The organism is Bacillus sp. RC242 (assembly GCF_044908245.1).
GTDB lineage: Bacteria > Bacillota > Bacilli > Bacillales > Bacillaceae_G > Bacillus_A > Bacillus_A mycoides.
The window spans coordinates 255,675-280,578 of sequence record NZ_JBIYCZ010000006.1 but is presented as its reverse complement, the minus strand read 5'-3'; the positions used below and the strand labels follow the sequence as shown (position 1 = coordinate 280,578).

Here is a 24,904-nt window from a genome sequence, read left to right as displayed (position 1 = left end):
AAAAAAGAGTCTTCTCCTAGAAGACTCTTTTTTTATGTTTCATAGCTTTCTAATATGTATGCGTATAAAATGTAGAACATAAACAAAATAGACCCGCAGCTTATTACACTAATTAACAAGTAAAATCCCCACTTCAGGCTCAAAAGCAACGAAAATAATATGCTGCATGCCATCACTTGAAAGATTCGCCTACTAACTAAACGGATTTTTTGTAATTTGATCGGTTCTTTCTCTCTATCCTTCACCTTTTTAAACACTTTACTAAACATAAAAAGAAACATACTAATTCCAATCGTTAGTCCTGTCTGAAAGGATATAATACTTCCCAAATTAATAAAGAGAATTAGTATATGGACAAACATCATAAATAAAGTAATACTCTTTATAAATCCATTTATAATGAAGTACTCCCCTTCATTAAACTTATATATATTATGTAAAATAACATATACTAATCCATGTAAAATAATAATAAGGACAGGGATAAATAATACGACAACTTGTTTACTCATAAACTCGTTCGCTCCACCATTCTCGTTCCAATGCACTGCCATACGAGTTGGTAAATATGGATAAATACATAGAGTAAGTAAAAGACAAGCGAAAAATATCCCTAGCATATATTTATATTTGATCAAGTAATTCTCACCTCTCTTTTCTCTTAACGGCTTCGCCTCTTTTAGAGAAATCCCTGCAAAAATCTACCTTTTTCAACTTTAAATTTACACTTTACCCATTTTCTCTTTCAAATTTTTTCATTGTATCGTTTAAATTTGTAGGGAAAGGTACGTCAACAACGATCTCTTCTTTCGTAATCGGATGCAAAAAATTAATCTTCATCGCATGTAACGCTTGCCCGGACATATATGTTGTTTGCCCACCATATAATACATCCCCAACTAATGGATTTCCATTATAGCTCATATGAACGCGAATTTGATGCGTTCTACCGGTTTCTAACTGTAACGTTACGAGCGTCGCATTTTGTTTTTTAAAATATTTCTCTACTTTATAATACGTTATAGCTTGGTCTCCCTTTGGAGAAACACGACGCCTTGTAGCATGATGTCGATCTCTTCCGATAGCTGCATCAATTGTCCCCTGCTTCTTTTTTACTTTTCCTTCAACAAGTGCCATATACGTTCTTTTGATTTTCCGTTCCATTAATAAACGATCCATAATTGCACCCGCAATTCTATGTTTTGCGAATACAACACCACCTGTCGTATCTTTATCTAATCTATGGATATGCCGAACCTTCGTCTCTAAACCTTGCATTTGAAAATGAAAAGCAACAAGATTGGCAAGTGTTCCCGTCCCATTTTTTTCAGAAGGATGTGTATCCATTTGCCCCTGCTTATTTACAATGAGTACGTGATCGTCTTCAAACACTACATTTAATTCACCATATTCCGGCTCTACGCCGTACTCCTCCTCCATAAACATATGAACTTGTAACTTATCTCCTTCTTTTAAAAGTTCATTCCATCTCCTTTGTTCTCCGTTAACCGTAACACCTTTTTCCATACGAAGTTGATGTAATAACTTTTTTGGTACTTCCCATTCCATTTTTAACAACGACTCAATACTTATACCATTCCACGTCGCTGGAACCGTAATTTCGCACCATTCGCCCTTTTTCTTTGTTTCCATACTATAATCACCTTATTTCTATTGATTCTCTCATTGTAACGGAAAACATACTTTGATGCACCGTCAAAAATAGAGGACAGTCTTATAATCGACTGTCCCCTCACGCTCTAAGCCTTTTCATCTCCTGCAACACTTCTTCAGCTTTTTGTTCATACAACAAATCTTTAAAGAAATCCGCCAATCGTTTATAGTCGTTGTACGTATCTAATAAGTCGTCTATTTTCTCTCCTTTCATAACTTGCTGCTTTTGCTTCATTTTTACTGGATAACGATACCCCGATACTTCTTGTATTTTATAATACTCATCCTCTACTTGAATAACTTTTACAATTTCCTCTTCTTCCGCATCCATCGTATACCCGTCAAATTCTCTAAGTAGTTCATAAATAATATGAGTCCATTCATCTTTTGGGTAAAACCCTTTTTCTAACCGATAACCGACAATGCGATACATATGCCCATCGTTTTCAGCAAACTGTACTGTATCATTTAGCTTAAACTTAAAATAACGAAACATTGCCTTCACCTACTTGTATGTAATCTTCTTATCACATACTATGCGCAAAATATAGGCCCTGCTATTCATAAAAAAAACTCATCTTATAGATGAGTTTTTTTATGATGATTTTTCTCTTTTCTTTCGAAATGGTAGCCACCAGTTCCAATCCCCAAACAATTTCATTAAACTTGGTACGAGCATAAGACGGATAATTGTTGCATCAAGAAATATTGCTAATGCAACCCCAAGCCCCATCTGCTTTACTGGTAAAATATCAGTAAAGGCGAACGCACCGGTAACAACAATCATAATTAAAGCAGCTGACGTAATGATTCTACTTGTCGATACAAGTCCTTCTAACGTTGCTTGATCGTTATCTCCTGTTTCTTCATAGAGCTCATGAATACGTGAAATAAGAAATACTTCATAATCCATGCTAAGCCCAAATACGAGGCCGAAAATAAAGATTGGTAATACAAATAAAACTGAACTCTCTTCTAATCCGAAATGGCCACCTTCAAATAACCAAATAACAATTCCAATTGTTGCACTTAAACTAAGTACGTTCATAATAATAGCTTTAATTGGAATGAGTATAGAGCGGAATGCGAATAATAAAATGACAAAGGTTGATCCAAATATAACAGACATACCAATTGCAACTTTATCTTTAATTTCATCTTCTAACTCTTGCTGGAACGTTGTCATACCGCCCAAATAATAAGTAACATCATTTTCTTTATAATTCTTTTTGAAATCACGAACCCATTGTTTTGCAGTTTCTGTACTTGGCTTCGTATCCAAAAAGACTTCCATTGTTGTTTTATTTCCTTTCGTATACGCTTCAAATACAGGAGCTATTTTCGCAGCTTCTGGCGACTGCAATATTCCAGCAACTTGATCTGCCTTCATTCCATTTAGCCCGTCATATACACTTTTCACCTTATATACTTGCTTATCATCTTTTAACTTTTGAACAACAGCTTCTATCTTTTGTAAACTTTCTTTTTCTGTTATGTTTTTCTTCGTCTCTACTACTAATGTAACATCAGCGTGTGTTTGGACAGTTTTATTAAAGGCTTCTTCATACTTCTCAAATGCAACTCTCGTATCACTCTTTTCAGGTAACGCTTCAACACCAGGAAACTGCAAGTTAGCTGTACGTAGCGGTAATAAACAAATAACAATAAATGTTGTAACAACAATAATCATGACGATTGGATGTTTCATTACAAACTGTGCAAATTTACGCCATACATTTGATGGGGTAGGCGCCGCCTGATTCTTTTTTAATATCCTTTTACCAATTAAAGATAATAACGCTGGAAGAAGTGTGAGCGAAAACAAAATGCTCATAATAACGACAATCATCCCGCTAATAGCAACAGACTGAATATAATCTATCTTAAAGAAAAATAAGCCTGATAAACCGACGAATACACATAACCCTGAAAATACGATAGCACGCCCTGCCGTTTGATACGTAATCGCTATCGCTTCTTTCACTGTTCTCCTCGCAACTTCCTCTCGAAAACGATTTACAAATAACAGTGCAAAATCAATTGATAATGCGAGCCCAATCATCGGCGCAACATTTAACACGAAAATAGATAGCTCTTTATCACTACCTATAAAATATAAAATCCCCATCGTACTAATTACACTAAGCGCACCATTTACAATCGGTAAAATAGAAGCAATCAGACTACCAAATGAGAATAATAGTACGAGAAAAGCAATAGGTAATCCAATCATCTCTGCTACTTTTAAATCATTTTGCGTTCTTTCATTAATCTCTTGATTAATTTTCGGATATCCTGTCGGTGTTACTTTTAATACGCTATTACTTTCCTTCTCGATTTTTCCGGCAAATTGTAATGTCTTTTCCATTCGTTCTTTATTTGTTTTCCCGGAAAATAAAATCGTCGCATAACCGATATCATCTTGTAGCATCACTTTATTTTCTATCGGATGATGGAAAGACTCATACGTTTCTTTCTCTTGAATATGTTTTATAATTCCCTCTATACCTTTTTGAAACTCCTCATGTGAAGCATTCTTGTTCTTCTCAAAAATGAGTAAAAGTGTATCCTGAGACTGCTTAAAATCTTTATCTAAAATTTCCTTCGTCTTTTGATAATCCCCTTCTGTTTGGAAACCATCACCGCCCAATACTCCTGGAAGTTTTGGAGCAAAAATACCGAGCACTATCGCAAGTAGTAGTAATGCTACAATTACTGTATAACGAAATTGATACAAAAAAGTTCCTAACTTCCCCCACTTATCAATTTTATGTACATTTGTCTTCACACATTTTCACCTACTTTATATAATTCACTTGTCATTTATACTGTATCACATCTCCCCGTAAACAAAAAACGTCTAGAAAAACTATAATACTAGTTTTTCTAGACGTTTTTCTATCTCTCGTTATTAAGTCCCAATCTCTCGGTAAGTAAACGATGACAATAAATTGCTATAATTAACAAAATACCACTTGCGCAGTAACCTGCTAAAATATCGGTTGGATAATGAACATTTAAAATGACTCTACTTAATCCAATCAATATAATTAATATGCCCATTGAAATCGTAATACCACATTTTCCAGCTACACTCTTCAAATTCGCAGCAATGATATAGGCAAGAAAACCAAATGTCATAATAGATAGCATTGCATGTCCACTCGGGAAGCTATATCCAAGTGCATCAAGTGCCTCGTTTAATGATGGACGGTCTCTTTTTACAATTTCTTTTATCCCTTTATTAACAAGATGTGTCGTTAATATAGCCATTGGATACACGATCATAGCAGCATAATAACGTTTTTTCCAAAAAACGAGCAAACTTATAATTAGTGTCGTTATAACTCCAATTGCAGATCCTAACTTTGTAAAATATGTGAAGAATGTAATTGAGCTTTCTGTTTGTAATCCTTTTACCATCTCTCGGGCATATGTATCCACTGCTGTAACTCCGCTTGCTTGTACTCTCCAAGCGATAATGCCGAATAAAGCAAGTAATAAAATCATACACATGAACTCATATCGATGTAACTTTTTCTTCAAACGATTTCCTCCTACTTATGAAAAAATGCGATTTCTACTTTAGAAACCGCATTTTCTTACTTATTTACCTTTTGTTTTCAGCTCTGTCCAGTAACGATCGTAATCTTTTAACTTATCGTCTACATCAACAAGCCATTCTGTACGATCTAATTCTTCTTTCGTTAAGAAAATCATGTGGTTTTCACGATATTCTTTACTATGAAGAGGACGAGCTTTTTCATTTGGATTACTGTAACCAATTGACTCATAGTTTTTCACACTTACTTTTTCATCTAATAAGTAATTCATAAACTTCTCTGCAAGTTCTTTATGTTTCGCACCTTTTGGAATCGCTAACGTGTCAGCCCAAATTGTGCCGCCTTCTTTTGGTACAACGTATCCTACATCTTTGTTATCTTTCGCGATAAATGCTGCGTCTCCAGACCATACAGTCCCGATCCACGCATCTTCTGTAATGAATTTTTGTTTAATATTATCTGTATCAAATGCTAATAAGTTTGGAAGTAGCTTCTGTAAATCATTAGACGCTGTCTTTAACTGTGCATCCTCTTTTGTACTATTAGAGAAACCATTTTTCTTAAGTCCCATTCCTAATACTTCACGAGAATCATTTAATAAAGTAACATGTCCTTTATATTTATCGTTCCATAAATCATTCCAGCTTGTAGGTGCTTCTTTCACATACTTTTTATTGTATGCAATGCCTGTTACACCCCAAGTATATACTAGAGAATACTTATTCTCTGGATCAAACGCAGGTGTTTTAAAGTTAGAAACAAGGTTCTCGATATTCGGGATGTTCTTCTTATCTAAAGGCGCTAATAAGTCCATCTTCGCCATCGTTTTCACCATGTAATCAGATGGCTGAATTAAATCATATGTCGCGCCACCAGCTTGTAATTTCGCAAGCATTTCTTCATTACTTGCATATTTATCATAGTTAATTTTCACGTTATATTTCTTTTCAAAATCTTTTAAAACTTGCTCATCAAAATTGTCAGCCCAGCTATAAATGTTTAATTCTTCTTTTTTCTCACCACAACCAGCAAGTACACCTGCAGCAAGACTGAAGCTAATTGCTATACCAGCTAATCTCTTCACTAATTTCATCGGTTTATTACCTCCTCGTTCTTTCTATATCATTCGTATTATAAAGGAAGGTGTCCTCCAGAGTTTTCTTCACCGTCTGCACCTTTATTACGGAAGATTTCCGATAGCACCATTAATCCTACAATTACAACAATTAATATTGTAGAAAGAGCATTAATTTCAGGTGATACTCCGCGCTTAACCATACTATAAATGTATAATGGCAATGTTGTTGATCCTGGTCCTGATACGAAGAAACTAATTACAAAATCATCAATCGATAATGTGAATGTTAATAATGCGGCTGAAATAACTCCTGGTGCAATTGCTGGAAACGTTACATAACGAAACGTTTGCCACGGCGTTGCTCCTAAATCGTTTGCAGCCTCTTCTAAATCACGTCCCATACCAGAAAGACGTGCCGCTAAAATAACAACAACAAATGAAATACTGAATGTAATGTGTGCAATAATAATTGTTGTTTTTCCAAGTTCTATACCTAATTGACTAAATAGGATAAGTAAAGATAATCCCATTAAAATATCAGGAATTAAAATTGGTAAATATACAAGACCGTTAATGGCCCCTTCAAAACGATATTTGTAACGGTGTATTGCAATAGCAAAAATCACACCAAGAACTGTCGTCACAATTGTCGTTATAAGAGCAATCGTAATACTATTTACAAACGCATCAATAACATCTTGTTTTTGAAATAAATCTGTATACCAATGGAGTGTAAAGCCCTCCCATTCCGCATTAATGCGAGAATCATTGAAGGAATATACCATTAAAACCATCATTGGAAAATACAAAAACAATAAGATTAACCAAGAATAAGAAACTAAAAACTTCTTCATTTTTGCCTATTCCCCTCCGTTTCCATCATATTTATATACTTTCGTTGCACGATAATATAAGTAAATTAACAGAACAGAGAATAGAACAACAATCATAGATAACGCGGAACCAAACGGCCAGTCACGTGAACCTAAGAATTGGTTTTGAATTACGTTTCCGATTAATGCTACTTTCGATCCACCCATAACGTCTGATACAACAAACATTCCGATAGACGAAACGAATACTAAAATAGAACCCGTAGTAATCCCTGACATCGTCATCGGTACTGTTACATTCCAAAATGCCTTTACTGGTGTTGCTCCTAAATCATAAGCTGCCTCTAGCTTACGCTTATCAAGCTGCTCAATTGCTGCATACACTGGTAAAATCATAAATGGTAATAAAGAATATACCATTCCGAGTATTACAGAAGGTGTATTGTATAACAGATTTAAAGGTTCACTAATAATACCTAGTTTCAATAGCAATGTGTTTACAAGTCCTTGCGAACGTAAAATAACAATCCATGCGTATGAACGAACAAGAAAGTTAATCCAGAACGGAATCGTTGCCAATAATAGAAGGATAGAACGATATTTACGATCAACAATTGTAATTGTATAGGCGAATGGATAACCGATTAATAAACATAGTACTGTCGTAATAACAGCTATCTTCACTGTTTCCCATAATGTCCCCATATATAATGGATCAAACACACGTGCTATGTTATCTAATGTAAATTTCATTTCCACTGTCCCGTATGCTCCGCGCTGCATGAAGGCAAATGCTAATACGAACAGAAGTGGAATTAGGAAGAAGAGTAACAGCCATACGACTGTAGGTAATGCGAGTAATTTCCCTTTCTTCAATTTAAGGTCACCTCGTCCTCTTGCTCCCAGCCTACATATACATTATCTCCAATGCTCCACTGCGTTGCTTCTTCAGCAGTTTGGTATGCCATTAGTAATTCCGCTGTTTTCTCCTCACGTACATATAGCTTTTCCATATTTCCAACAAATTCAATATCTTCAATATGTCCAAGATGGTATTCTTTTAAAATTGGCTCTTCAACCGAGCGAACTTTTACATGTTCAGGGCGAACTGCTACGTAGTTTTCCCCATTTTTCACGATATTATTTTCACCGATGAACGTCGCAACAAACAATGTTTTCGGCTTATTGTAAATTTCTTTAGGCGTGCCGACTTGTTCGATATGCCCTTTATTCATAACAACAATACGATCACTCATACTCATCGCTTCTTCTTGATCGTGCGTTACATATATGAATGTAATTCCTAAATTACGTTGTAAGTTTTTCAATTCACGTTGCAAATCTTTTCTTAACTTAAAGTCAAGCGCTCCAAGTGGCTCATCTAATAGTAATACACGTGGGTTGTTTACAATTGCTCTTGCAATTGCTACACGCTGCTGCTGTCCACCAGAAAGCTTCGAAGGTTTACGATTACGGAACTCAAGTAACTGCGTTAAACGCATTGCCTCTTCCGCACGTTCTTTCTGTTCTGCTGCTGATACTTTTTGCATTTTCATACCGAAACAAATATTTTTTTCAACATTCATATGTGGGAATAGTGCGTAATGTTGGAACACTAAATTCATATGACGCTTGTATGGCGGCAAATCGTTAATCTTTTCATCATCTAATAAAAGATTCCCTTTAGTTGGGGTTTCAAATCCTGCGATCATACGAAGTAAAGTCGTTTTCCCGCAACCACTCGGTCCTAAAATTGTTAAAAATTCTCCTTCTTTAATATCTAAAGAAAGAGGGGGGATAATCACTTGATTTCCAAAATGTTTTTCTACTGCTTCAACTTTAATAATCTTTTTCATTTTCCCGTCCTATCTACCTTAAATTTTAATTTTTATATTCATGAATAAATATTTATGTTCTATAGACTATTTTTTGTTTCGATCCAAACAAAAATGGTTGTTTAGCAGCGTTCTCTTCTATTCTTTATGTAGTATGTTTGATTCATTTTCGCATGATACATATGTCGAACAGAAAAACCCCTTCAGTTGCGAAGGGGTTTTTATCATACGGCTACGCCTACTGATAAACACCATCATCATTTTAACAACTTTCGTATGAATTTTAAAGCACTTTTTGTAGAAGAGTAACGAATTTTCATGTCGAATGCTGTAGATTGGGACAAAATGCTTTTATAATGGGAAAAAGTCCGAAAACTTTGTTCACCATGATAGCTGCCTAATCCACTACTTCCAACGCCCCCAAAAGGTAAATATGGCGTTGCAAGATGATATACGACATCATTTATACATCCTCCGCCATATGAAATATTACTCGTCACTTTCTCTTGCACTTTTCTATCTTCAGAAAATACATATAGTGCTAACGGCTTTGGATGGTGCTGAATCGTTTCAATTACCTCTTCTATTTTGTCATATTCTATAATTGGTAAAATCGGCCCAAAAATTTCATCTTCCATAACAGCACTTTGCCATGTAACATTCGTTAACACTGTCGGCTCGATGTGTAATGTTTCTTTCGTATAATTCCCGCCAATCACAGGTTTACCATCTTGCAAAAATGTACATAAGCGTTCAAAATGACGCTCACTCACAATTCGTACATAATTGTCATTTTGCAAAGCATCTTTTCCATATTGCTCTGCGATTTCATGTCTTAATGCCTCGATTAACTGCTCTTTCACTGAAGAATGAACGTACATATAATCAGGCGCTACACACGTCTGCCCAGCATTCAAAAACTTCCCCCAAACGATACGTCTTGCGGTTACATCTAGCTTTGCATCTTTATGTACAATACATGGGCTTTTCCCGCCAAGCTCTAACGTAAGAGGCGTTAATTTTTTCGCCGCTGCTTCCATCACAACTTTTCCAACACCAACACTACCTGTAAAGAAAATATAGTCAAACGGTTCCTTTAAAAGTGCAGTGCTTTCCTGAGCACCGCCTTCTACTACCGATACAAGCTCTTCTGGGAATAATTCACCTAACATTCTCGTAAGCACTTTTGATACGTTTGGCGTTAACTCTGATGGCTTTAAAACGACTGTATTGCCAGCTGCCAATGCTCCTACGAGTGGTGCAATTGCTAATTGAAACGGATAGTTCCACGGTGCGATAATAAGCGTCACACCATACGGTTCTGGCACCACTTTCCCCTTCGATCCAAAATGAGTAAGAGCTGTGCGAACACGCTTTGATTTACTCCAAGATGAAATATGCTTCATTTGAAAAGAAATCTCTTTTAGTACATATCCAATTTCTGTTGTAAATGATTCGTGAACTGATTTATTCAAATCTAATTTCAACGCTTGAAAAATCTCACCTTCAAAACGCTGAATTCCTTCATACAGCTTCTGCAAATTATTCTTTCTTGTCTCTACACTTCTCGTATGCCCTTTATAAAAATATTCCTTTTGTTTATTTACAATAGAGGAAATACTCATTCACTCACCTTCTCCCACTATTTTTATCCAATTCTTTCATTATTTATATAGACTTCATATGTAACAAATTTCTATTCTTAAAGTTACATTATATATAACTTTTCCCTTTATATAAAATTCATTGCTCACAAAAAACTACCGAAAGAAAATCTCCCGGTAGTTTTACTGTATTAACGGTATAAACGAACAGCACCTGCAGAATTATCATCAGCTTGTCCTACTACTTCAAACTTCAGACCAAGCTTCGGTAAAATACGTCCTGCATCTGGAATCTGCTCATTAATATACTTTTTAGAGTCATCGAACTTCGGTACCCCTGGTAATCCATCGTATACGAATGTTCCACGCGTTGGAGATACAACTTTCCAAGCTGGCGTTTTGTCGAATGAGAACGCCGCATCAGCAATTTGGAATCGCGTACTGCTTGTAAATGTTGGTTTGCCATTTAAAGTTCCTGCAATTGCTTCTGGATGAGAGTCAACTACACCAAGGAAACCATGTCCTGGATGTATGCCAACCCAGTTATCTGTGTAAGCTGAATCCGCATACCATACAACCATACCAGTGTTATATACTGGACCGCGAGCAAATTTCAATGCGTTATCTGAACCCGCATAGTTTCTCCACTCTACATAGTAGTTATGCTTTTTCTTATCCATTCCGTTAGATGCAACGAAACCGTCCAATTTGAATTGTGGTGTACCTTCTGCATCATCAGAGAATGCAACTTTACCATCTACTGTTAATGACGCATTATCAAGAGCAAATCCGTTTAACGCTAAACCACCATCCGTAATGTACTCAAATGTTAATTTCACTTTCTTACCTTTGAACTGACTTAAATCATATGATTTATCAACCCATTTTCCATTTGTCGTAGCTGCATTTCCACTATTTGCTTTCTCACCAATTCTTTCAATCAACGTTTTTTGTCCATCTTCTGTTACAGCGTGTACTTCAAGGAAATCGTACTCTGCTTCGATTTCATACAATGACTTATAATCGAATTTTGCAGTCGTTGCTTTCGTTAAATCGAATAGTGGCGTTTCCATCGTTGTATGAAGGTCATCACCTTTTGTGCTGTAGTAATACTGTTTACCAAATGCAGGCTGAATTCCTTTTACATCTTTATCTGGTAAGTTAACACGAATCAGACCTGGACGATCTGACTTCGTAACACTTTGGTCTAAGTATGTTGCAAGACCGATACCTTTATTTAATTTCTCGTAATCTACTTCTACGATATTCGCCCAGTTACCACCGATTGTTTTTTGGAAAAACTCTTTATTTTGTGGTGATAAACTCGTTGGCGTTGTTCCTGCGATTTTACCAGCCCAGCTTCCGCCACTCATAATAGACCAAGCTTCAACCGGTTCACCATCACCGCTATACTGTGTATCATACTCATCTGGAAGACCTAAATCATGGCCATATTCATGTGCGAATACACCAACTGCACCATCTTCTGGTTCAATTGTGTAATCATACGCAGCCATCTTTCCTTCCCAATACGGAACTTTCGACTTTGTTCCTTCAATCGGGAATGGCTTTGATCCAACTGTCCAACGATGTGACCAAATCGCATCATCACCTAATTTACCACCGCCTGCTTCTTGTCCAACGCCCGCATGAATAATCATTAAATGATCGATTAAACCATCAGGTTGATTTTTATTTCCATCTTCATTTACATCATATTGGTCAAATTGATCAAACTCTGATAAATCAAGTCCGCTATCTACAGCCGCTTTTAATGCATCTTTTACTAGATCACGTGGTCCTTTTGGTCCTTTATTATCATGACCTGTACCAGCATCTGCACCGTAATCAGCAGCTTTACCTGGAACTGTTAACCATTTTGTGACTGTTCCGTCCACTGTGTAACTACCACCTGATTGCTCTTCGTAATATTGTTTAAACGTTTCGATTTTGCTTCCATCCTCTAACGCGAATGGCTCATTACCGAATAACATTTTTTCATAATGTTCTTTGTTAAAATCGTTAGAATACATGTAGCCAGGCTCTTTATCAATATTGTTATGCTTGAAATCAGCGTACTCTACAAGTAAAACAAGTACTTTATCTTTACGAACTTCACCGTTATACTCTTTTTGCTTAGCAGGTGAAGTTGGTACTTTCCCATTTAAGCCTCCTCTAACTGGACCTGTTCCTGCTGTAGTCCCGTTTGCTGGCTGCTCTGATTTTTCTTTCGTATCTGCCTTTGCATCTTTCACTTTCTTTAAAAAGTCAGATGCATCTTTCGTAAGTTGGTCCCCACTTGCCGCTTCTTTCCCAGGATTTTCACCCTTCTTTTTCTCTACATACTTTTCGACAGCTTTCTTTGTTTCTGTCCCTGAAGCAGATGAATCAATTACCCCACGTTTTTTTAGCGCATTTGCTAATCTCTCTTCTGGGATTAAGTGATCATCAACTGGGCTTGTAGCTGTCTTGTTCTCCGGCGTTTCAGCATATACAGACTGGCTTCCAGCACCAAACGACAAGCCTAGAACAGCTGTCAAAGCAATTGATGATAACACTTTAAATGGTTTCTTTTTCATCCCTTATTGCCTCCCCTAATATAAAATATGTATTACATACTCTATATTATTAAAAATTCAATATATTTTCAATATTTAGTTATATTATGTAATTTTTTTAATATATTTGTAAAAATTTCATAGTTAGTATACGAATATATCACAATTCAACAATGTTTTCAGAAAATATTGAAAATATTTGTCAGAAACTTTATAATCGCCATAGAGGGAATTTAATGGGGATTTTATCTTTGTTTCATCTACAAAATATTTGATAATTCACTATATAAAATACAAAATCCGATTGCATTATCATATATTCTGTAGCAGCAATTATGACCACTAATTAGGGAGGAATTACATTTGTACAAAGATAAGGCTGACTCACTAGATCAAGAATGGATTGATTTAATACTTGAAGCTCTAGATGCTGGCATTGCCCTGCAAGATATTGAACACTTTTTTCAACGTATGAAGCATACGAGCCAGGCTCAATAGCCTCGTTCTTTTTAACGAAGTTTATGTTATAATAATCACATCATAAGACGACTACATATTGATAGAAAGGTGCGCAAATATGATAGGAGAACGTATAAAACGCCTTCGTTTACAAAAAGGCATTTCATTAACAGAACTCGCCGAAAAAGCTGGTGTCGCTAAATCTTACATTAGTTCTATAGAACGGAATTTACAAAAAAACCCTTCTATTCAGTTTCTTGAAAAAATTGCAGCTGTTCTACAAATTCCAGTTGATACTTTACTTCACGATGAAACAACAACGGAAAGTCATCTAGACTCCGAATGGACACAGCTCGTTAAAGATGCGATGAGCTCTGGTGTCTCAAAAGAACAGTTTCGTGAATTTCTCGAATTTACACAATGGAAGAAAAATCAACAATAATACATATGAAAGAGTGCTTAAAACGGGCACTTCTTTTTTTCTTTATAAAAAAAAGCGGGGAATCCCCCGCTTTTTTTATTTATTATTTTTCTTCGCCATCTGTTTGGTTAGCATTGAATGTCCATTCTAAGTTCAATGAATCGCCTTGGAATTTGTTTTGATCTTTACCATCATCTTCGAATACAAATTGTACCCATAGATAGTCTTCTGAATTTGGTGCTAGACCACCATTCTCTGCCCACTCTGGAGCAAAGATGTCTTTAGCTAAAACATCTGGATCCACATTTTGTAAATCTGCTAAAGTTGTTTCATATACAGGCTCACTTTGTTTATCCCAGTTCCAAAGGAATTTCACTTTAATGTGCTTACCAAAATCTTCACCAGCATTATCACCTTTTGCATCTTTAATAGTATACTTTGTCGCTAATTTAACGTCTTTAATCGCTAACGTACCGTCGTTCTTTAATAAGAACTCTTTCTTAACAGAATCCCCTGGTTTTAAATCTTTAATATCTACAAGCGTTTTAGGGTTTAATGTAAGATCTAACGTCCCAGCTGCAAATGTATTGTTCGATACTTCTTTATCGCTAAAGTAAGCGAATGTTCCTCCACCAATTAAAGATAACCCCAATGCTGCTGATGCAACTCCCATACCTAATTTCTTTTTCAGACTCACAATCAATTCCCCCTAGCTGTTTTTTGTATTTTTATCTCTTATTTCAAAATAAGAGGTGTAACTAAAACTATATTAGCTTAGCTAATATTTGTTCTTTTTTAAAAACCTTAAGTTCATTATAACGAACAAATCTATATAAGTACAATATATTTTTGATTATTTTTATTTCTCAATATTATTTTGACTTTTCAGAAATCAAAAAGAGATACTTTAATAATTTAACAATTATTCATTTTTAATACTATAAGAAAAAGAAAGTAAAACAAAGAGGTGAGGGCTGGCGTTCCCTCACACTCATATAAACATTAATATTTTTTATAACTATTTACAGCTAATGTATTCGCATTCTCTTGCACCACATTATTATTTTCCAGCCGTTTCATGATCCATTTGATCAGACTGTTTTTCTATTTATATTTTTTCTACTCTTCTAGCTTTTTTTGTTCTTCTGCTTTCTTCTGTTCTTCTACTTTCTTTTGTTCTTCTGCTTTCTTCTGTTCTTCTACTTTCTTTTGTTCTTCTGCTTTCTTCTGTTCTTCTGCTTTCTTTTGTTCTTCTACTTTCTTCTGTTCTTCTGCTTTCTTCTGTTCTTCTGCTTTCTTCTGTTCTTCTACTTTCTTCTGCTCTTCTGTTTTCTTTTGTTCTTCTAGCTTCTTCTGTTCTTCTACTTTTTTCTGCTCTTCTAGCTTCTTCTGTTCTTCTACTTTTTTCTGCTCTTCTAGCTTCTTCTGTGCTTCTGTTTCATTCTGCTTCTTTACTGTTTCATCTTTTAATAGTTGTTGTAACGCCTGAATTTGTTCATCAATGGCTTGCAAACTAGCCTCTTTATCAACATAATCACGCTTCTCTTTAATGCTATGAAAACCTTCGTTCACATACAAGGATACTTGCTGAATTGATTCACTTTTATTCACTTTCAATTCTTCTTGTATTTGATTGTAAGGCGTTTCTATTAAAGTATATACTTTTTGTAAAGACTCCTTCTCAGAAGCAATTTTCTCACGCCCTTGCTGCCATACAACAATTGCTTGTTCTATTTCTTCAATAGAAGTAACTTTCAATTTCGCTTTCATTTCTCCATACTCATGTCCAATAAGCTGTTTATGTTGCTCAGCTTGCTCTTTTAACGTATCAACTGTTTTCGGAAATATAATCGCTGTAGAAAGAGTGGTTTCTACTTTCGTTTCGTGAATAAATGAAGCTTCTGTATACGTCATCATTTGAGAGCCTAAATAAAACGTAATAGAGCACATACACGGCAATATAAGCATCCTTTTTAATTTGCGAGGTGTTTTCAGCATCTTAATCTCTCCCATCGAACAATGTGTTCTTTATACAGAACGTTACTTTCATTATAATAAAGACCTGTACAAAATGATAGCCATATCCTAGAAAATACATTCCAATCCACGCTATTTAAATGTAAAAGGGGCTATCAAGGTGATAGCCCCTTTTACATTATATTATCTTTCTGTACCATCTGTTTGTTGTGCATCAAACGTCCAAGTTAAATTTAGTTTATCGCCTTGGAATTCATTTTGGTCTTTTTTATTATCAACAAACTCGAATTTCACTGTAAATTTATCTGACTTACCTGCAGAAATACCTTTTTCATCCCAGAACCAAGCAGATAAATCATTGTCTACCGCTGTAAGTGTGTCACCCTTCAATTTATCTAGCGTTGTTTCTTTTACAATTGTTTCATGCTTATCTACATTCTTTAAGAATGTTACTTTAATATGTTTACCAAAATCATCTTTATTGTCGCCCTTCGCATCGCTTACTTTGTAATCTGTTTTTAGTAAAACTTTTTTAATGTCTAAAGAGCCTTTATTTTCTAGTTTAAAATCTCTTTTAATTGTATCGCCAGGCTTTAAATTCGATACATCAACAACTGTCGATGGGTTTGCCGCTAAATCAAGTGTACCAGCCGCAAATGTATTGTTTGACACTTCTTTGTCGCTAAAGAATGCAAATGTTCCTCCACCAACTAATGCTGCTCCTAGTACTGCTGATGCGATACCCATTCCTAATTTTTTCTTTAAAGTCATGTCCAAATCCCCCATAATATATATTTGTTAACTTCCTAATAGGAAGATATAACCAAACTAACTATACGGATTGTTCTACTTTTTTATCTTTCTTTTCTCCGTCGATGCTACGAATAGCGCCAAAAATAGAAATCGCGGAATAACCAAGTAAAAAGACTCCTGGAATAATAAGAAGTAATGCTGCTCCCGCTTTTGAACTCGCATAATTCAGTCCATAACCAAGGTATGGAACTGTAATATCTGCATATTTTCCGATTACATTCTCTGCAAGTACTGGTGCTAAATCTGGTCCGTTGTTGTTATCACCTTTTGTTTCATACATTACTTTTCCATTTGTATCTTTCACACCGATAATACGGTGAGTGATAATTTTGTTATCTTTCTCTTTAAACGTAATAACGTCACCTTTTTTATATTTAGATCCATCTTTCGTAGGCTCTATCGCAATGATGGATCCTGTTAAAAATGTTGGTTCCATCGACCCTGAAAGAACGCTCTTAAATTGATATCCCATAACAGTCGGATCCCCGCCACTCGCTTTTGACGAAATAACTACAAAAGCTAAAAAAACCATCAATGCAAATAAAACAAATGAGATAACGTTGCTAATAATCTTCCAAACGAATTTCATCATCTCTCTCCCTCTCTGTTGTTTTATATCATTTTGAAATTAATAACGCTCTAATTGTTCTTTAACAAGAACATAAACAAATAATATAACGAACAAATAAGAAATGCAAGGTGAAAATTTACAATTATTAGTTAAATCACTTTTGAAATGCATGCAAAAAAGACCGTGACAAAATCTCATCACGGTCTACTAGCAATTTATTTTTCTTCTGATTTCATCCCTTGGTTATTTCGGCGCAGCACTACATATAAAATCGCTCCAAATAATACAATCGCACCGATCCCAACACTTATCACTTTCACATTCGATACCTTTACTTCAGGTGCAACTGTATCTTTTTTAGGCATCGCAAAAGTAACATCTTCTTTTGAAAGAACATTTATCGTCGCAATTGTTTGATTATTCTTCGTAATATCAACTGCACCAACTATCTCACCACGATGGATTCCCTTATGATACAAAGAGTCTTTATCTAATGAAGCGGCTCGAAAAATAGTTTTCACATTTTTCCCTTCATCTTTCTTAAGCATAAGCTCAGCACTTTTTTCTAACTCAGAATCAACATCTTTATTTAAATATGTTGTCTTTTGATGCCAACTATGTTTATCTAGCACCGTTTGTTTCGTAAATTGCCCAAAAGAATATTCCGCCATCTGCTTTAAATCCTCATAGATTTCAGGTCTTTGAGAAGCCATTACTACATTTATAATACGATTTCCATCTTTCTCATTTAATAAAACGAGCGTATTGCGCGCTTCATTCGTAAATCCTGTCTTACCACCAATGCTATATGGATTTTCAAAATAAGTAGACTTATTAAAAATAGAAACTGTTTGCGTAGATGTCATAACCGTCGTTCTTTTCGTATTCATCGCTTGTAAAATTTCAGGATACTTTTGCACACCTCTCGTAATCATGGCCATATCATATGGCGTCGTATAATGATTTGGATCATGCAATCCATTTGGCGTTACAAAATGGCTATCTTTAGCCCCTAATTGCTTCGCCTTTTCATTCATCATATTAGCGAAATTTTCAACACTTCCTCCAATACGCTCCGCAATCTCATACGACACATCATTCGCACTTAGCACCATTAAAATCATAAGCGCAGTATTTCTATTCACCGTCTCACCAGGTTGAAACTCAATTTGATAATTACTCTTCTCCTGATCTAATGCTAATTGCGAAAATGTAAATTGATCCTCTGGCTTCGTATGCTCCATAAGTAAAATTGCCGTTAACACTTTCGTTATACTAGCCGGAAACGCACGATGATGTGCATTTTTGTCATACAACACATCCCCTGTTTTCGCATCAATCGTAGCTGCAAACTGACTAAAAACATTCGGCCCTTCCGCTGGTGGTGGTGCCACTTGCTCCGGATTCACTCCAACATTCGTCTCAGCATATAACGTCATAGGTGTCAAAAAAAATAAACAAATAACCATAATAAAAGCCGAAATTTTCTTAAAATTAACCATATGACTCTCCCTTTTCACTTTACTTTCACACTCTATAAAATGACTCTACCAATCTATATGTAATTTGTATTAAATTGGAAGAATATTCACTGTTTTTTACTATATCATATTTTTACGATAAATAACATAAATATACAATAAAAAATAAGAAGGAATTACTCTTTCTTATCCTTCTCATCAATCAACGAATCTATTAACTTTTGTCCAGCTTCCTCGGCCGTAATCTCATCCGTCATCCCCATAAATGACCACCCTTTAGAATCGACCCACTCAACGAACTCTTGCAAAAACTCATCATGCGTCACATCCACATCAAGAATCGAACCATCAATCGAAATCGTTCTATTTCTAGACACACGCATCTTGAACGTTTTTCTTACCATTACAATTATTCTCCCTCTACTCCTGAATATTTATAAATATCTTGTACTTCTTTTATACATGATTTCTTGAAAATTGTAAAAAGGATATATTGGCCAATTTGCATATTAAAAATGAAAATCTCTTATTATATAACCCTCACACTACATTCATTTAGTCATAAATTACGGAATACATCCATATAAAAAAACAAACCAACTTACATTATATCACACCAAACACACTTGACTTTAGTACAATGAAATCGAATATATTAGAAAATACCTTAAAATGAGGAGGAACTCCATGGCGCGTTGTACGTATTGTAAAACGAAGTGGAAAATAAAAGATGTATGGTCAATACTCGTGACATTTGAAAAAGATTGTCCGTATTGTTTCGGAAGACAATATCTATCAAAGAAAACATTGAACGCTATGCCAGAACTTATAAGCTTACCTTTACACTTCTTATTCCCTTTTCTTGTTGATTTAAGCGATAAAGGTCCTTTGGATTGGTATCGGAAATCATAATATAACCGGTTTATTCAAAATCCACTTTCAATTAAATGCTCTTCTTATATATTCCTTAATACACTACTAGCCTGATTCCAAATACTTTACCTTTAAAAGATTACCACAAAAATATTGTAAAATTTCAGTTAATTTTATATAATTGCTTTAGCATAATTATTAAAGATGCTATTAGATAAGCATTTTTAAAGATCCCGTAGCTCAGCAGGGAGAGCGCCACCTTGACAGGGTGGAGGTCGCTGGTTCGAGGCCAGTCGGGATCATATGAGAAACCCCTTGATAGTCAAGGGGTTTTCTTTATGTAGCAAATCAATATATTATTTTTATAATAAATTTTTTATATACTGTTCAAGATTTGATCAATAGCTCTCTTTTGGTTAACGATTAATTTTTCATATGAAAATAAACTTATGATTTTAAATCTCTTATTAGATTTGAGTCAATATTTTAGACAAAAAAATTCAATCTAAGCTAGCTTTATTTTATTTGATTTACTGCTATTTGTAATATCGTTCACCGTGATATAGCAAAGTGCGATTCTAAACTTGTAATATTATAAATATATTAAAAAATAAGTAAATATATCCTTTTCTTTCAACTTATATTCATCTCGATTGAAACATTGCGTAAGATTCTGTGAGACTTCCGGTTCATCAATCGCTAATATTATATTTCTACCATTTTCCCCTACTTCTTTTCCTCAATTCTTGAGAAAGACATAAATTATATCAATCATCACTCTGCGTTGTTCGCCAAAACTCAATTCTTCACTCTCTTCTTGGGAGCTTTTTAAAGTTTTCTTTGAAAAATAGCCTAATACAATAATTTTTATATTTATTTATATACATTTTACAACAACAAAGAACTACATAGATTAACCATGTAGTTCTTTGTTGTTGTAAAATGAATGGGCTAATCTTATTTCTTCCCTAACTTGATTGCCTTTTTTATATTACTGAATGCACCTTTACCATATAATAATACACCACCGCGGTAAACACGGCTCGTTAAACCAATCATCATACATATTGTTACTAATAGAATCGCTAATGTAAGCGCAATCTCCCATACTGGGATATTGAGGAATCCAATTCGTACGAGCATAACAATAGGAGTAAAGAAAGGTATATAGCTAGTAATGGTAACAACCGTGCTGCTTGGATTTGACATTCCATAAAGCGCGATATACAAAGCAGCAATTAACATAAACATCAGTGGCATAACAGCTTGAGAAGATTCCTCTATACGACTAATAATAGAGCCGAGTAGACAAGATAATGAGCCATATAATAAGAATCCTAATGTGAAGAATAGAATCCCATACACTACTAGAGTAGGAGCAACAGAATTTAAATCAATACTATTTAAAATATCATTTTTCGATTCATTAATTGCTGTTTTATACCCTACAGTTGCGACCAAGCCCCAAATTATTATTTGTGTAATACCTGCCAACAATGTTGAGAAGAGCTTCGCATATAAATGTTTTGTAGGCGAAATACTTGAAACAACTAACTCCATTACACGAGAAGATTTTTCTGTTGCAACATCTGTAGCTAATTGTGCAGCATACATTAATATCATTACATAATTTAGCATGATAAAGGTATTAATTAAAATTCCTACACCCTCTGTATGTTCTCCATCTTTAACCTTATCTGAAACAGTTTTGGTTTGTATTTCTACTGGCGTTGTTAACACCTTTAATTCATCTTGCGATAGATTCAATTGCTGAGCGAAATTAGAAGATTGTATTTGAGATAAAATAGTTTGAACCTTGCTAACATCTTGCTGATTTGTATCTGTCTCAGTTATATACGTAGCCTTTAGTTGTTTATTATCCAATTCCTCTACAACGATTGCATATGTATAATCACCATTTTTAACACCTGATTCTGCTTTTGGTTTATCCGTACTACGTTTAACATGCAATTTACTATCTACATTTTTAAACACTTGATGAATAGTTGTATATAATTCTTCTTTTTCTGTAACAATGACAACTTGCTCTTCCTCGTTACCTACAAAATAGTTATAAATTTTGTCAAAATTCATCAATCCTATAATTAACATAGAAATTATGATTGTAATAGCAATATATGATTTAGCTTTTACCTTAGATTTATAGTTTTGTAAAAAAATCGTCCAGAAACTATTCATGCTGTGTACCTACTTTCTCAATAAAGATGTCATTTAGTGTAGGCTCTTCTACTGCGAACTTTTTAACATACCCTAATTTCGTTATCTCTTTAAATAAAACATGCGAAACTTCTTCATATGAGATTTTAAGAGTAACTGCATTCTTACGTTTCTTCATACTTTCTACACCTTTTATTTCTTTCAAATGGTCAAAGTCATGATCGCCAACGATTACAACATTCTTTTTACCAAAGTCACTTTTAATTTTGGCAATGTCTCCTTGAACAACAGGTACTCCTTTGTGCATGATACAAATGTGTTGGCATAATTCTTCCACATGTTCCATACGATGTGAACTAAAAAGAATCGACGCCCCTTGTTTTTGCATATCAAGAACAGCTTCTTTTAACATTTCAACATTTACTGGATCTAAACCACTAAATGGTTCATCTAAAATTAAGAGTTCAGGCTTATGTATAATCGCTGTTATCAGCTGAATTTTTTGCTGATTCCCTTTTGAAAGTTCTCCTACCTTTTTGTTCAGATACTCAGTTATATTAAAACGCTCCAGCCAATAGTGAAGTTCTTTTTCTGCATCTTTACTTTTCATGTTCTTTAATTTTGCAAAAAAGTTAACCTGTTCTTTGACAGTCATTTTCGCATAAAGCCCACGTTCTTCTGGTAAATACCCAATCTTATCCGTAACATCATAATTTATAGGTTTACCATTCCATGAAATGGTTCCGCTTGATTTCGATAAAAGTCCAAGTATCATTCGAAATGTAGTCGTTTTACCTGCTCCATTCCCGCCCAAGAATCCAAATATTTCACCTTTTGGTATCTCGATATTCAAATTATTCACTGCAACATGTTCGTCAAATTTCTTTATTAAATCTTTAATTAGTAAACTCATTATCCACACCCTTAATTCCCAAGATGATTTATTTATACAATTGTATATCCATAGTCAACAACAATATTTTGACCTCTAATGGCATCGCTTTTATCAGACATTGAAAATAAGATGACGTTTGTAACATCTGAACTTCTAATAATTTCCCTATATGGTATTTTTTTCGACAACTTATTTCCTTCAAAAATCATTCATTACCAACAAATGTTATATTTTTCATTATAAGGTTAGCATAAGATTTAGAATAACCAATATGCAATTTTGCATATTTTAATATTTTTATAAGGTATTTCTTTGAAAAAATTTTCGTTATGTACTTTAAAACAGCTTATTATTGCGCCACCATTTAAGTTTTGTTCCTTAAACGTGTTTATAAGCTGCTCAACAGATGAGTCATTCGTTTTTATTTTTTTCAAAAGTTCCTGCTTTCCATCTCATAACGCTCACTACTCTCTATTAAAAATTTATTTTTTCATTATTATAGTACTTACTTTAACATCGGCCTTACTACTCTACATTCTTCACTATTAGGTTCTTTTGCGAGTATAGGCGGCCTTTCATCCTCTTCTTCTAAAATCATTTCAAATACTTCTGTTTTTTCTTGTAATATGTTGGATTCACTATCTTTAGTAGGCTGTTTGCTCGTTTCAGTTTTCTTTGTTACTTCACCAAGTCTTTGTCCGATTTCTTCTGCTTTGGCAGGTTCATTCGTAACGTAGTATTCTTGGTTCTCCCATACTAACATAGGTGGCACTTGTTCTCGTTTGTTACATATTATATAAGTAATACTAGCTACAAGTAGTAAACATGTTAATAAAAAGAAGATAGCTTTTTTATTCATATACTATTCTCCTTATCTATCATTTTATTGTATTATATAATAAAAGATATAGATAGAAAATGGATTTTATGGTAATTTTTAGTTTTATTTTCAAAAAGAAAAACCTTACAAAAGTAAGGTTCCATTTTTAAATTCTATAGTGACTGATTTATTAAAACGATCATTACGATAATCGCTATAAACATAACAACTAAACAGCCGATCATTTTATAAAATCCTCGTTTCGTTAACGTTCCGCCTTGAACGTCTTTACGAATAAATAAGAATACCGCTAAAAATAATACAAGCCCCATGCCAAAAGCGTACATCATTTGCATATGTTAATCTTCCTTTCTCTATTACATCTTAATATCTTTTCGATAAAACAACAAACGATATAAAAACTGTACTCATCGTGAGTGCCATAAGTATGTTCAATAGTTCAGTAGCAGATAGTGTAAGTATTTTTAAGTTTAAGCCGATAGAGAAAAGAAGATAATATGCGGTTAGTGCAAAAAAGGTCACGAACATCCCTTTATAACGAATAAGCTTCATTCGCTCGTCTTTTTCTTTAAATTGTGGGTGCAAGTAACTTAGGCAGAAACTCATAATCATCATCCCAAGCAATGGATAAGTTATAGCTGGCGGTGCAGAATGCGTCATTATACCTGTTAATATCATAAATCCACTCATAAATAGAAAAATAATCCCCATAATTACAAAGTACTTTTGTGAATAATTCATCCTTTCTCCTCCTCTTCTTTTCCCTCATAAATAAATACATGTTCTATCGTTGTCTGAAATGTTTTTGCAATTTCAAATGCTAACGGAAGTGACGGATCGTATTTCCCTTTTTCAATTGAGATAATGGTTTGTCTGGAAACTCCAAGTTTCTCAGCCAATTTTTCTTGAGATAGTCCAAGTTTTTTTCGATATTCGACCATTTTATTTTCCAAGGAAATTTCTCCCTCCTTCCTTATACCGAGTATATACGTAAAGGAAACTTTACGTCAAGGTTCCTTTACATTCATTTCGTTTATTTTTCATTCTATTTATATAGAAGAAACTTTTTCAAATTCAGCACGTCTATTTTGAAATGAAACATGGAACAATGTATATAGCCGTTACTATATCTCCTCCCCGTTTTTATGAAAATTTAATATCTCCATATTTGTTTTATCCTTTTAAAATGTTTCATTCTGCTCTTTATCGAGTGAAATGCGCTATTGTTTTTACGTTGTTTTTCGCCATAT

The 24,904-nt window shown here is 34.5% G+C and carries 27 protein-coding genes and 1 tRNA gene; 4 read left to right on the top strand and 24 right to left on the bottom strand.

Annotation, left to right across the window (positions count from 1 at the left end):
- Positions 1-32: 32 nt before the first annotated feature.
- The 11 genes from ABH957_RS14415 to inhA1 all read right to left on the bottom strand — a co-directional run bounded on the left by ABH957_RS14415 (position 33) and on the right by inhA1 (position 13,166).
- On the bottom strand, positions 33-638 hold the full coding sequence (locus ABH957_RS14415) for a DUF1648 domain-containing protein (protein WP_002126129.1): 606 nt from the start codon (positions 636-638) through the stop codon (positions 33-35).
- A 91-nt stretch (positions 639-729) separates the two neighbouring features.
- Positions 730-1,653, bottom strand: a complete 924-nt coding sequence (locus tag ABH957_RS14410; protein ID WP_201038524.1) for an RluA family pseudouridine synthase — start codon at positions 1,651-1,653, stop codon at positions 730-732.
- A 100-nt stretch (positions 1,654-1,753) separates the two neighbouring features.
- Complete coding sequence (locus ABH957_RS14405; protein ID WP_002011605.1) at positions 1,754-2,170, bottom strand: hypothetical protein; 417 nt, start codon at positions 2,168-2,170, stop codon at positions 1,754-1,756.
- 99 nt (positions 2,171-2,269) lie between these two features.
- The gene (locus ABH957_RS14400; RefSeq protein WP_242309965.1) at positions 2,270-4,462 is read right to left on the bottom strand and encodes an MMPL family transporter; all 2,193 of its coding nucleotides are present in this window, start codon (positions 4,460-4,462) and stop codon (positions 2,270-2,272) included.
- 110 nt (positions 4,463-4,572) lie between these two features.
- Positions 4,573-5,220: a phosphatase PAP2 family protein gene (locus tag ABH957_RS14395; protein WP_404457265.1), complete on the bottom strand. Its 648-nt coding sequence runs from the start codon at positions 5,218-5,220 to the stop codon at positions 4,573-4,575.
- 60 nt (positions 5,221-5,280) lie between these two features.
- On the bottom strand, positions 5,281-6,330 hold the full coding sequence (gene potD, locus ABH957_RS14390; protein WP_016093032.1) for a spermidine/putrescine ABC transporter substrate-binding protein PotD: 1,050 nt from the start codon (positions 6,328-6,330) through the stop codon (positions 5,281-5,283).
- Positions 6,331-6,368: 38 nt separating this feature from the next.
- A complete protein-coding gene (gene potC / locus ABH957_RS14385) occupies positions 6,369-7,169 on the bottom strand; it encodes a spermidine/putrescine ABC transporter permease PotC (protein WP_002135065.1) in 801 nt (266 codons plus the stop codon).
- Between the two features lie 6 nt (positions 7,170-7,175).
- Positions 7,176-8,024 carry a spermidine/putrescine ABC transporter permease PotB gene (gene potB, locus ABH957_RS14380; protein WP_002126118.1) on the bottom strand — a complete coding sequence of 283 codons (849 nt, stop codon included), beginning with the start codon at positions 8,022-8,024 and terminating at the stop codon, positions 7,176-7,178.
- Positions 8,021-9,004 (bottom strand): spermidine/putrescine ABC transporter ATP-binding protein PotA, encoded by a 984-nt coding sequence (gene potA, locus ABH957_RS14375; RefSeq protein ID WP_113937745.1) that lies wholly within the window; start codon positions 9,002-9,004, stop codon positions 8,021-8,023. Before potA ends, potB begins: the two co-directional genes overlap by 4 nt.
- A 236-nt stretch (positions 9,005-9,240) precedes the next feature.
- Positions 9,241-10,608 (bottom strand): aldehyde dehydrogenase, encoded by a 1,368-nt coding sequence (locus ABH957_RS14370; protein WP_088038168.1) that lies wholly within the window; start codon positions 10,606-10,608, stop codon positions 9,241-9,243.
- A gap of 170 nt (positions 10,609-10,778) precedes the next feature.
- The gene (inhA1, locus tag ABH957_RS14365; RefSeq protein WP_113937744.1) at positions 10,779-13,166 is read right to left on the bottom strand and encodes a M6 family metalloprotease immune inhibitor InhA1; all 2,388 of its coding nucleotides are present in this window, start codon (positions 13,164-13,166) and stop codon (positions 10,779-10,781) included.
- Between the two features lie 342 nt (positions 13,167-13,508).
- Here inhA1 and ABH957_RS14360 point away from each other — a divergent pair, with 342 nt between their 5' ends.
- Positions 13,509-13,643 carry an anti-repressor SinI family protein gene (locus tag ABH957_RS14360; protein ID WP_002011474.1) on the top strand — a complete coding sequence of 45 codons (135 nt, stop codon included), beginning with the start codon at positions 13,509-13,511 and terminating at the stop codon, positions 13,641-13,643.
- Between the two features lie 79 nt (positions 13,644-13,722).
- Positions 13,723-14,046: a helix-turn-helix domain-containing protein gene (locus ABH957_RS14355; protein WP_002011473.1), complete on the top strand. Its 324-nt coding sequence runs from the start codon at positions 13,723-13,725 to the stop codon at positions 14,044-14,046.
- A gap of 82 nt (positions 14,047-14,128) precedes the next feature.
- Here the strand turns inward: ABH957_RS14355 and calY are convergent, their stop codons facing one another.
- The 6 genes from calY to ABH957_RS14325 form a co-directional block, all read right to left on the bottom strand.
- Positions 14,129-14,722: a biofilm matrix protein CalY gene (gene calY, locus ABH957_RS14350; RefSeq protein ID WP_002135058.1), complete on the bottom strand. Its 594-nt coding sequence runs from the start codon at positions 14,720-14,722 to the stop codon at positions 14,129-14,131.
- Between the two features lie 422 nt (positions 14,723-15,144).
- Positions 15,145-16,023, bottom strand: a complete 879-nt coding sequence (locus tag ABH957_RS14345; protein ID WP_404511486.1) for a DUF4047 domain-containing protein — start codon at positions 16,021-16,023, stop codon at positions 15,145-15,147.
- Between the two features lie 162 nt (positions 16,024-16,185).
- On the bottom strand, positions 16,186-16,773 hold the full coding sequence (locus tag ABH957_RS14340) for a CalY family protein (RefSeq protein WP_002064335.1): 588 nt from the start codon (positions 16,771-16,773) through the stop codon (positions 16,186-16,188).
- Between the two features lie 61 nt (positions 16,774-16,834).
- Positions 16,835-17,404: a signal peptidase I SipW gene (gene sipW / locus ABH957_RS14335; protein WP_113937741.1), complete on the bottom strand. Its 570-nt coding sequence runs from the start codon at positions 17,402-17,404 to the stop codon at positions 16,835-16,837.
- Between the two features lie 197 nt (positions 17,405-17,601).
- Complete coding sequence (locus ABH957_RS14330; RefSeq protein ID WP_404457260.1) at positions 17,602-18,888, bottom strand: D-alanyl-D-alanine carboxypeptidase family protein; 1,287 nt, start codon at positions 18,886-18,888, stop codon at positions 17,602-17,604.
- A gap of 155 nt (positions 18,889-19,043) precedes the next feature.
- Positions 19,044-19,271: a hypothetical protein gene (locus ABH957_RS14325; protein WP_002064332.1), complete on the bottom strand. Its 228-nt coding sequence runs from the start codon at positions 19,269-19,271 to the stop codon at positions 19,044-19,046.
- Positions 19,272-19,554: 283 nt separating this feature from the next.
- Here ABH957_RS14325 and ABH957_RS14320 point away from each other — a divergent pair, with 283 nt between their 5' ends.
- Positions 19,555-19,779, top strand: coding sequence for a hypothetical protein (locus ABH957_RS14320; RefSeq protein WP_113937739.1), 225 nt, complete (start codon positions 19,555-19,557; stop codon positions 19,777-19,779).
- A 190-nt stretch (positions 19,780-19,969) separates the two neighbouring features.
- Positions 19,970-20,042: transfer RNA gene (locus ABH957_RS14315), tRNA-Val, on the top strand.
- Positions 20,043-20,697: 655 nt separating this feature from the next.
- Here the strand turns inward: ABH957_RS14315 and ABH957_RS14310 are convergent.
- The 7 genes from ABH957_RS14310 to ABH957_RS14280 form a co-directional block, all read right to left on the bottom strand.
- The gene (locus tag ABH957_RS14310) at positions 20,698-21,939 is read right to left on the bottom strand and encodes an ABC transporter permease (protein WP_002135049.1); all 1,242 of its coding nucleotides are present in this window, start codon (positions 21,937-21,939) and stop codon (positions 20,698-20,700) included.
- Positions 21,932-22,831 (bottom strand): ABC transporter ATP-binding protein, encoded by a 900-nt coding sequence (locus ABH957_RS14305; RefSeq protein ID WP_098635429.1) that lies wholly within the window; start codon positions 22,829-22,831, stop codon positions 21,932-21,934. Before ABH957_RS14305 ends, ABH957_RS14310 begins: the two co-directional genes overlap by 8 nt.
- A 32-nt stretch (positions 22,832-22,863) precedes the next feature.
- Entirely contained in the window at positions 22,864-23,022 is a 159-nt protein-coding gene (locus tag ABH957_RS14300; protein ID WP_404457255.1) for an SDR family oxidoreductase, read from the bottom strand.
- 296 nt (positions 23,023-23,318) lie between these two features.
- Complete coding sequence (locus ABH957_RS14295; RefSeq protein WP_404457253.1) at positions 23,319-23,672, bottom strand: hypothetical protein; 354 nt, start codon at positions 23,670-23,672, stop codon at positions 23,319-23,321.
- 134 nt (positions 23,673-23,806) lie between these two features.
- Positions 23,807-23,989 carry a DUF3976 domain-containing protein gene (locus ABH957_RS14290; protein WP_002086895.1) on the bottom strand — a complete coding sequence of 61 codons (183 nt, stop codon included), beginning with the start codon at positions 23,987-23,989 and terminating at the stop codon, positions 23,807-23,809.
- A 28-nt stretch (positions 23,990-24,017) separates the two neighbouring features.
- On the bottom strand, positions 24,018-24,395 hold the full coding sequence (locus ABH957_RS14285) for a hypothetical protein (protein ID WP_001109902.1): 378 nt from the start codon (positions 24,393-24,395) through the stop codon (positions 24,018-24,020).
- Positions 24,392-24,607, bottom strand: coding sequence for a helix-turn-helix transcriptional regulator (locus tag ABH957_RS14280; RefSeq protein WP_002135046.1), 216 nt, complete (start codon positions 24,605-24,607; stop codon positions 24,392-24,394). The genes ABH957_RS14285 and ABH957_RS14280 overlap by 4 nt, the downstream gene beginning before the upstream one ends.
- Positions 24,608-24,904: the final 297 nt, after the last annotated feature.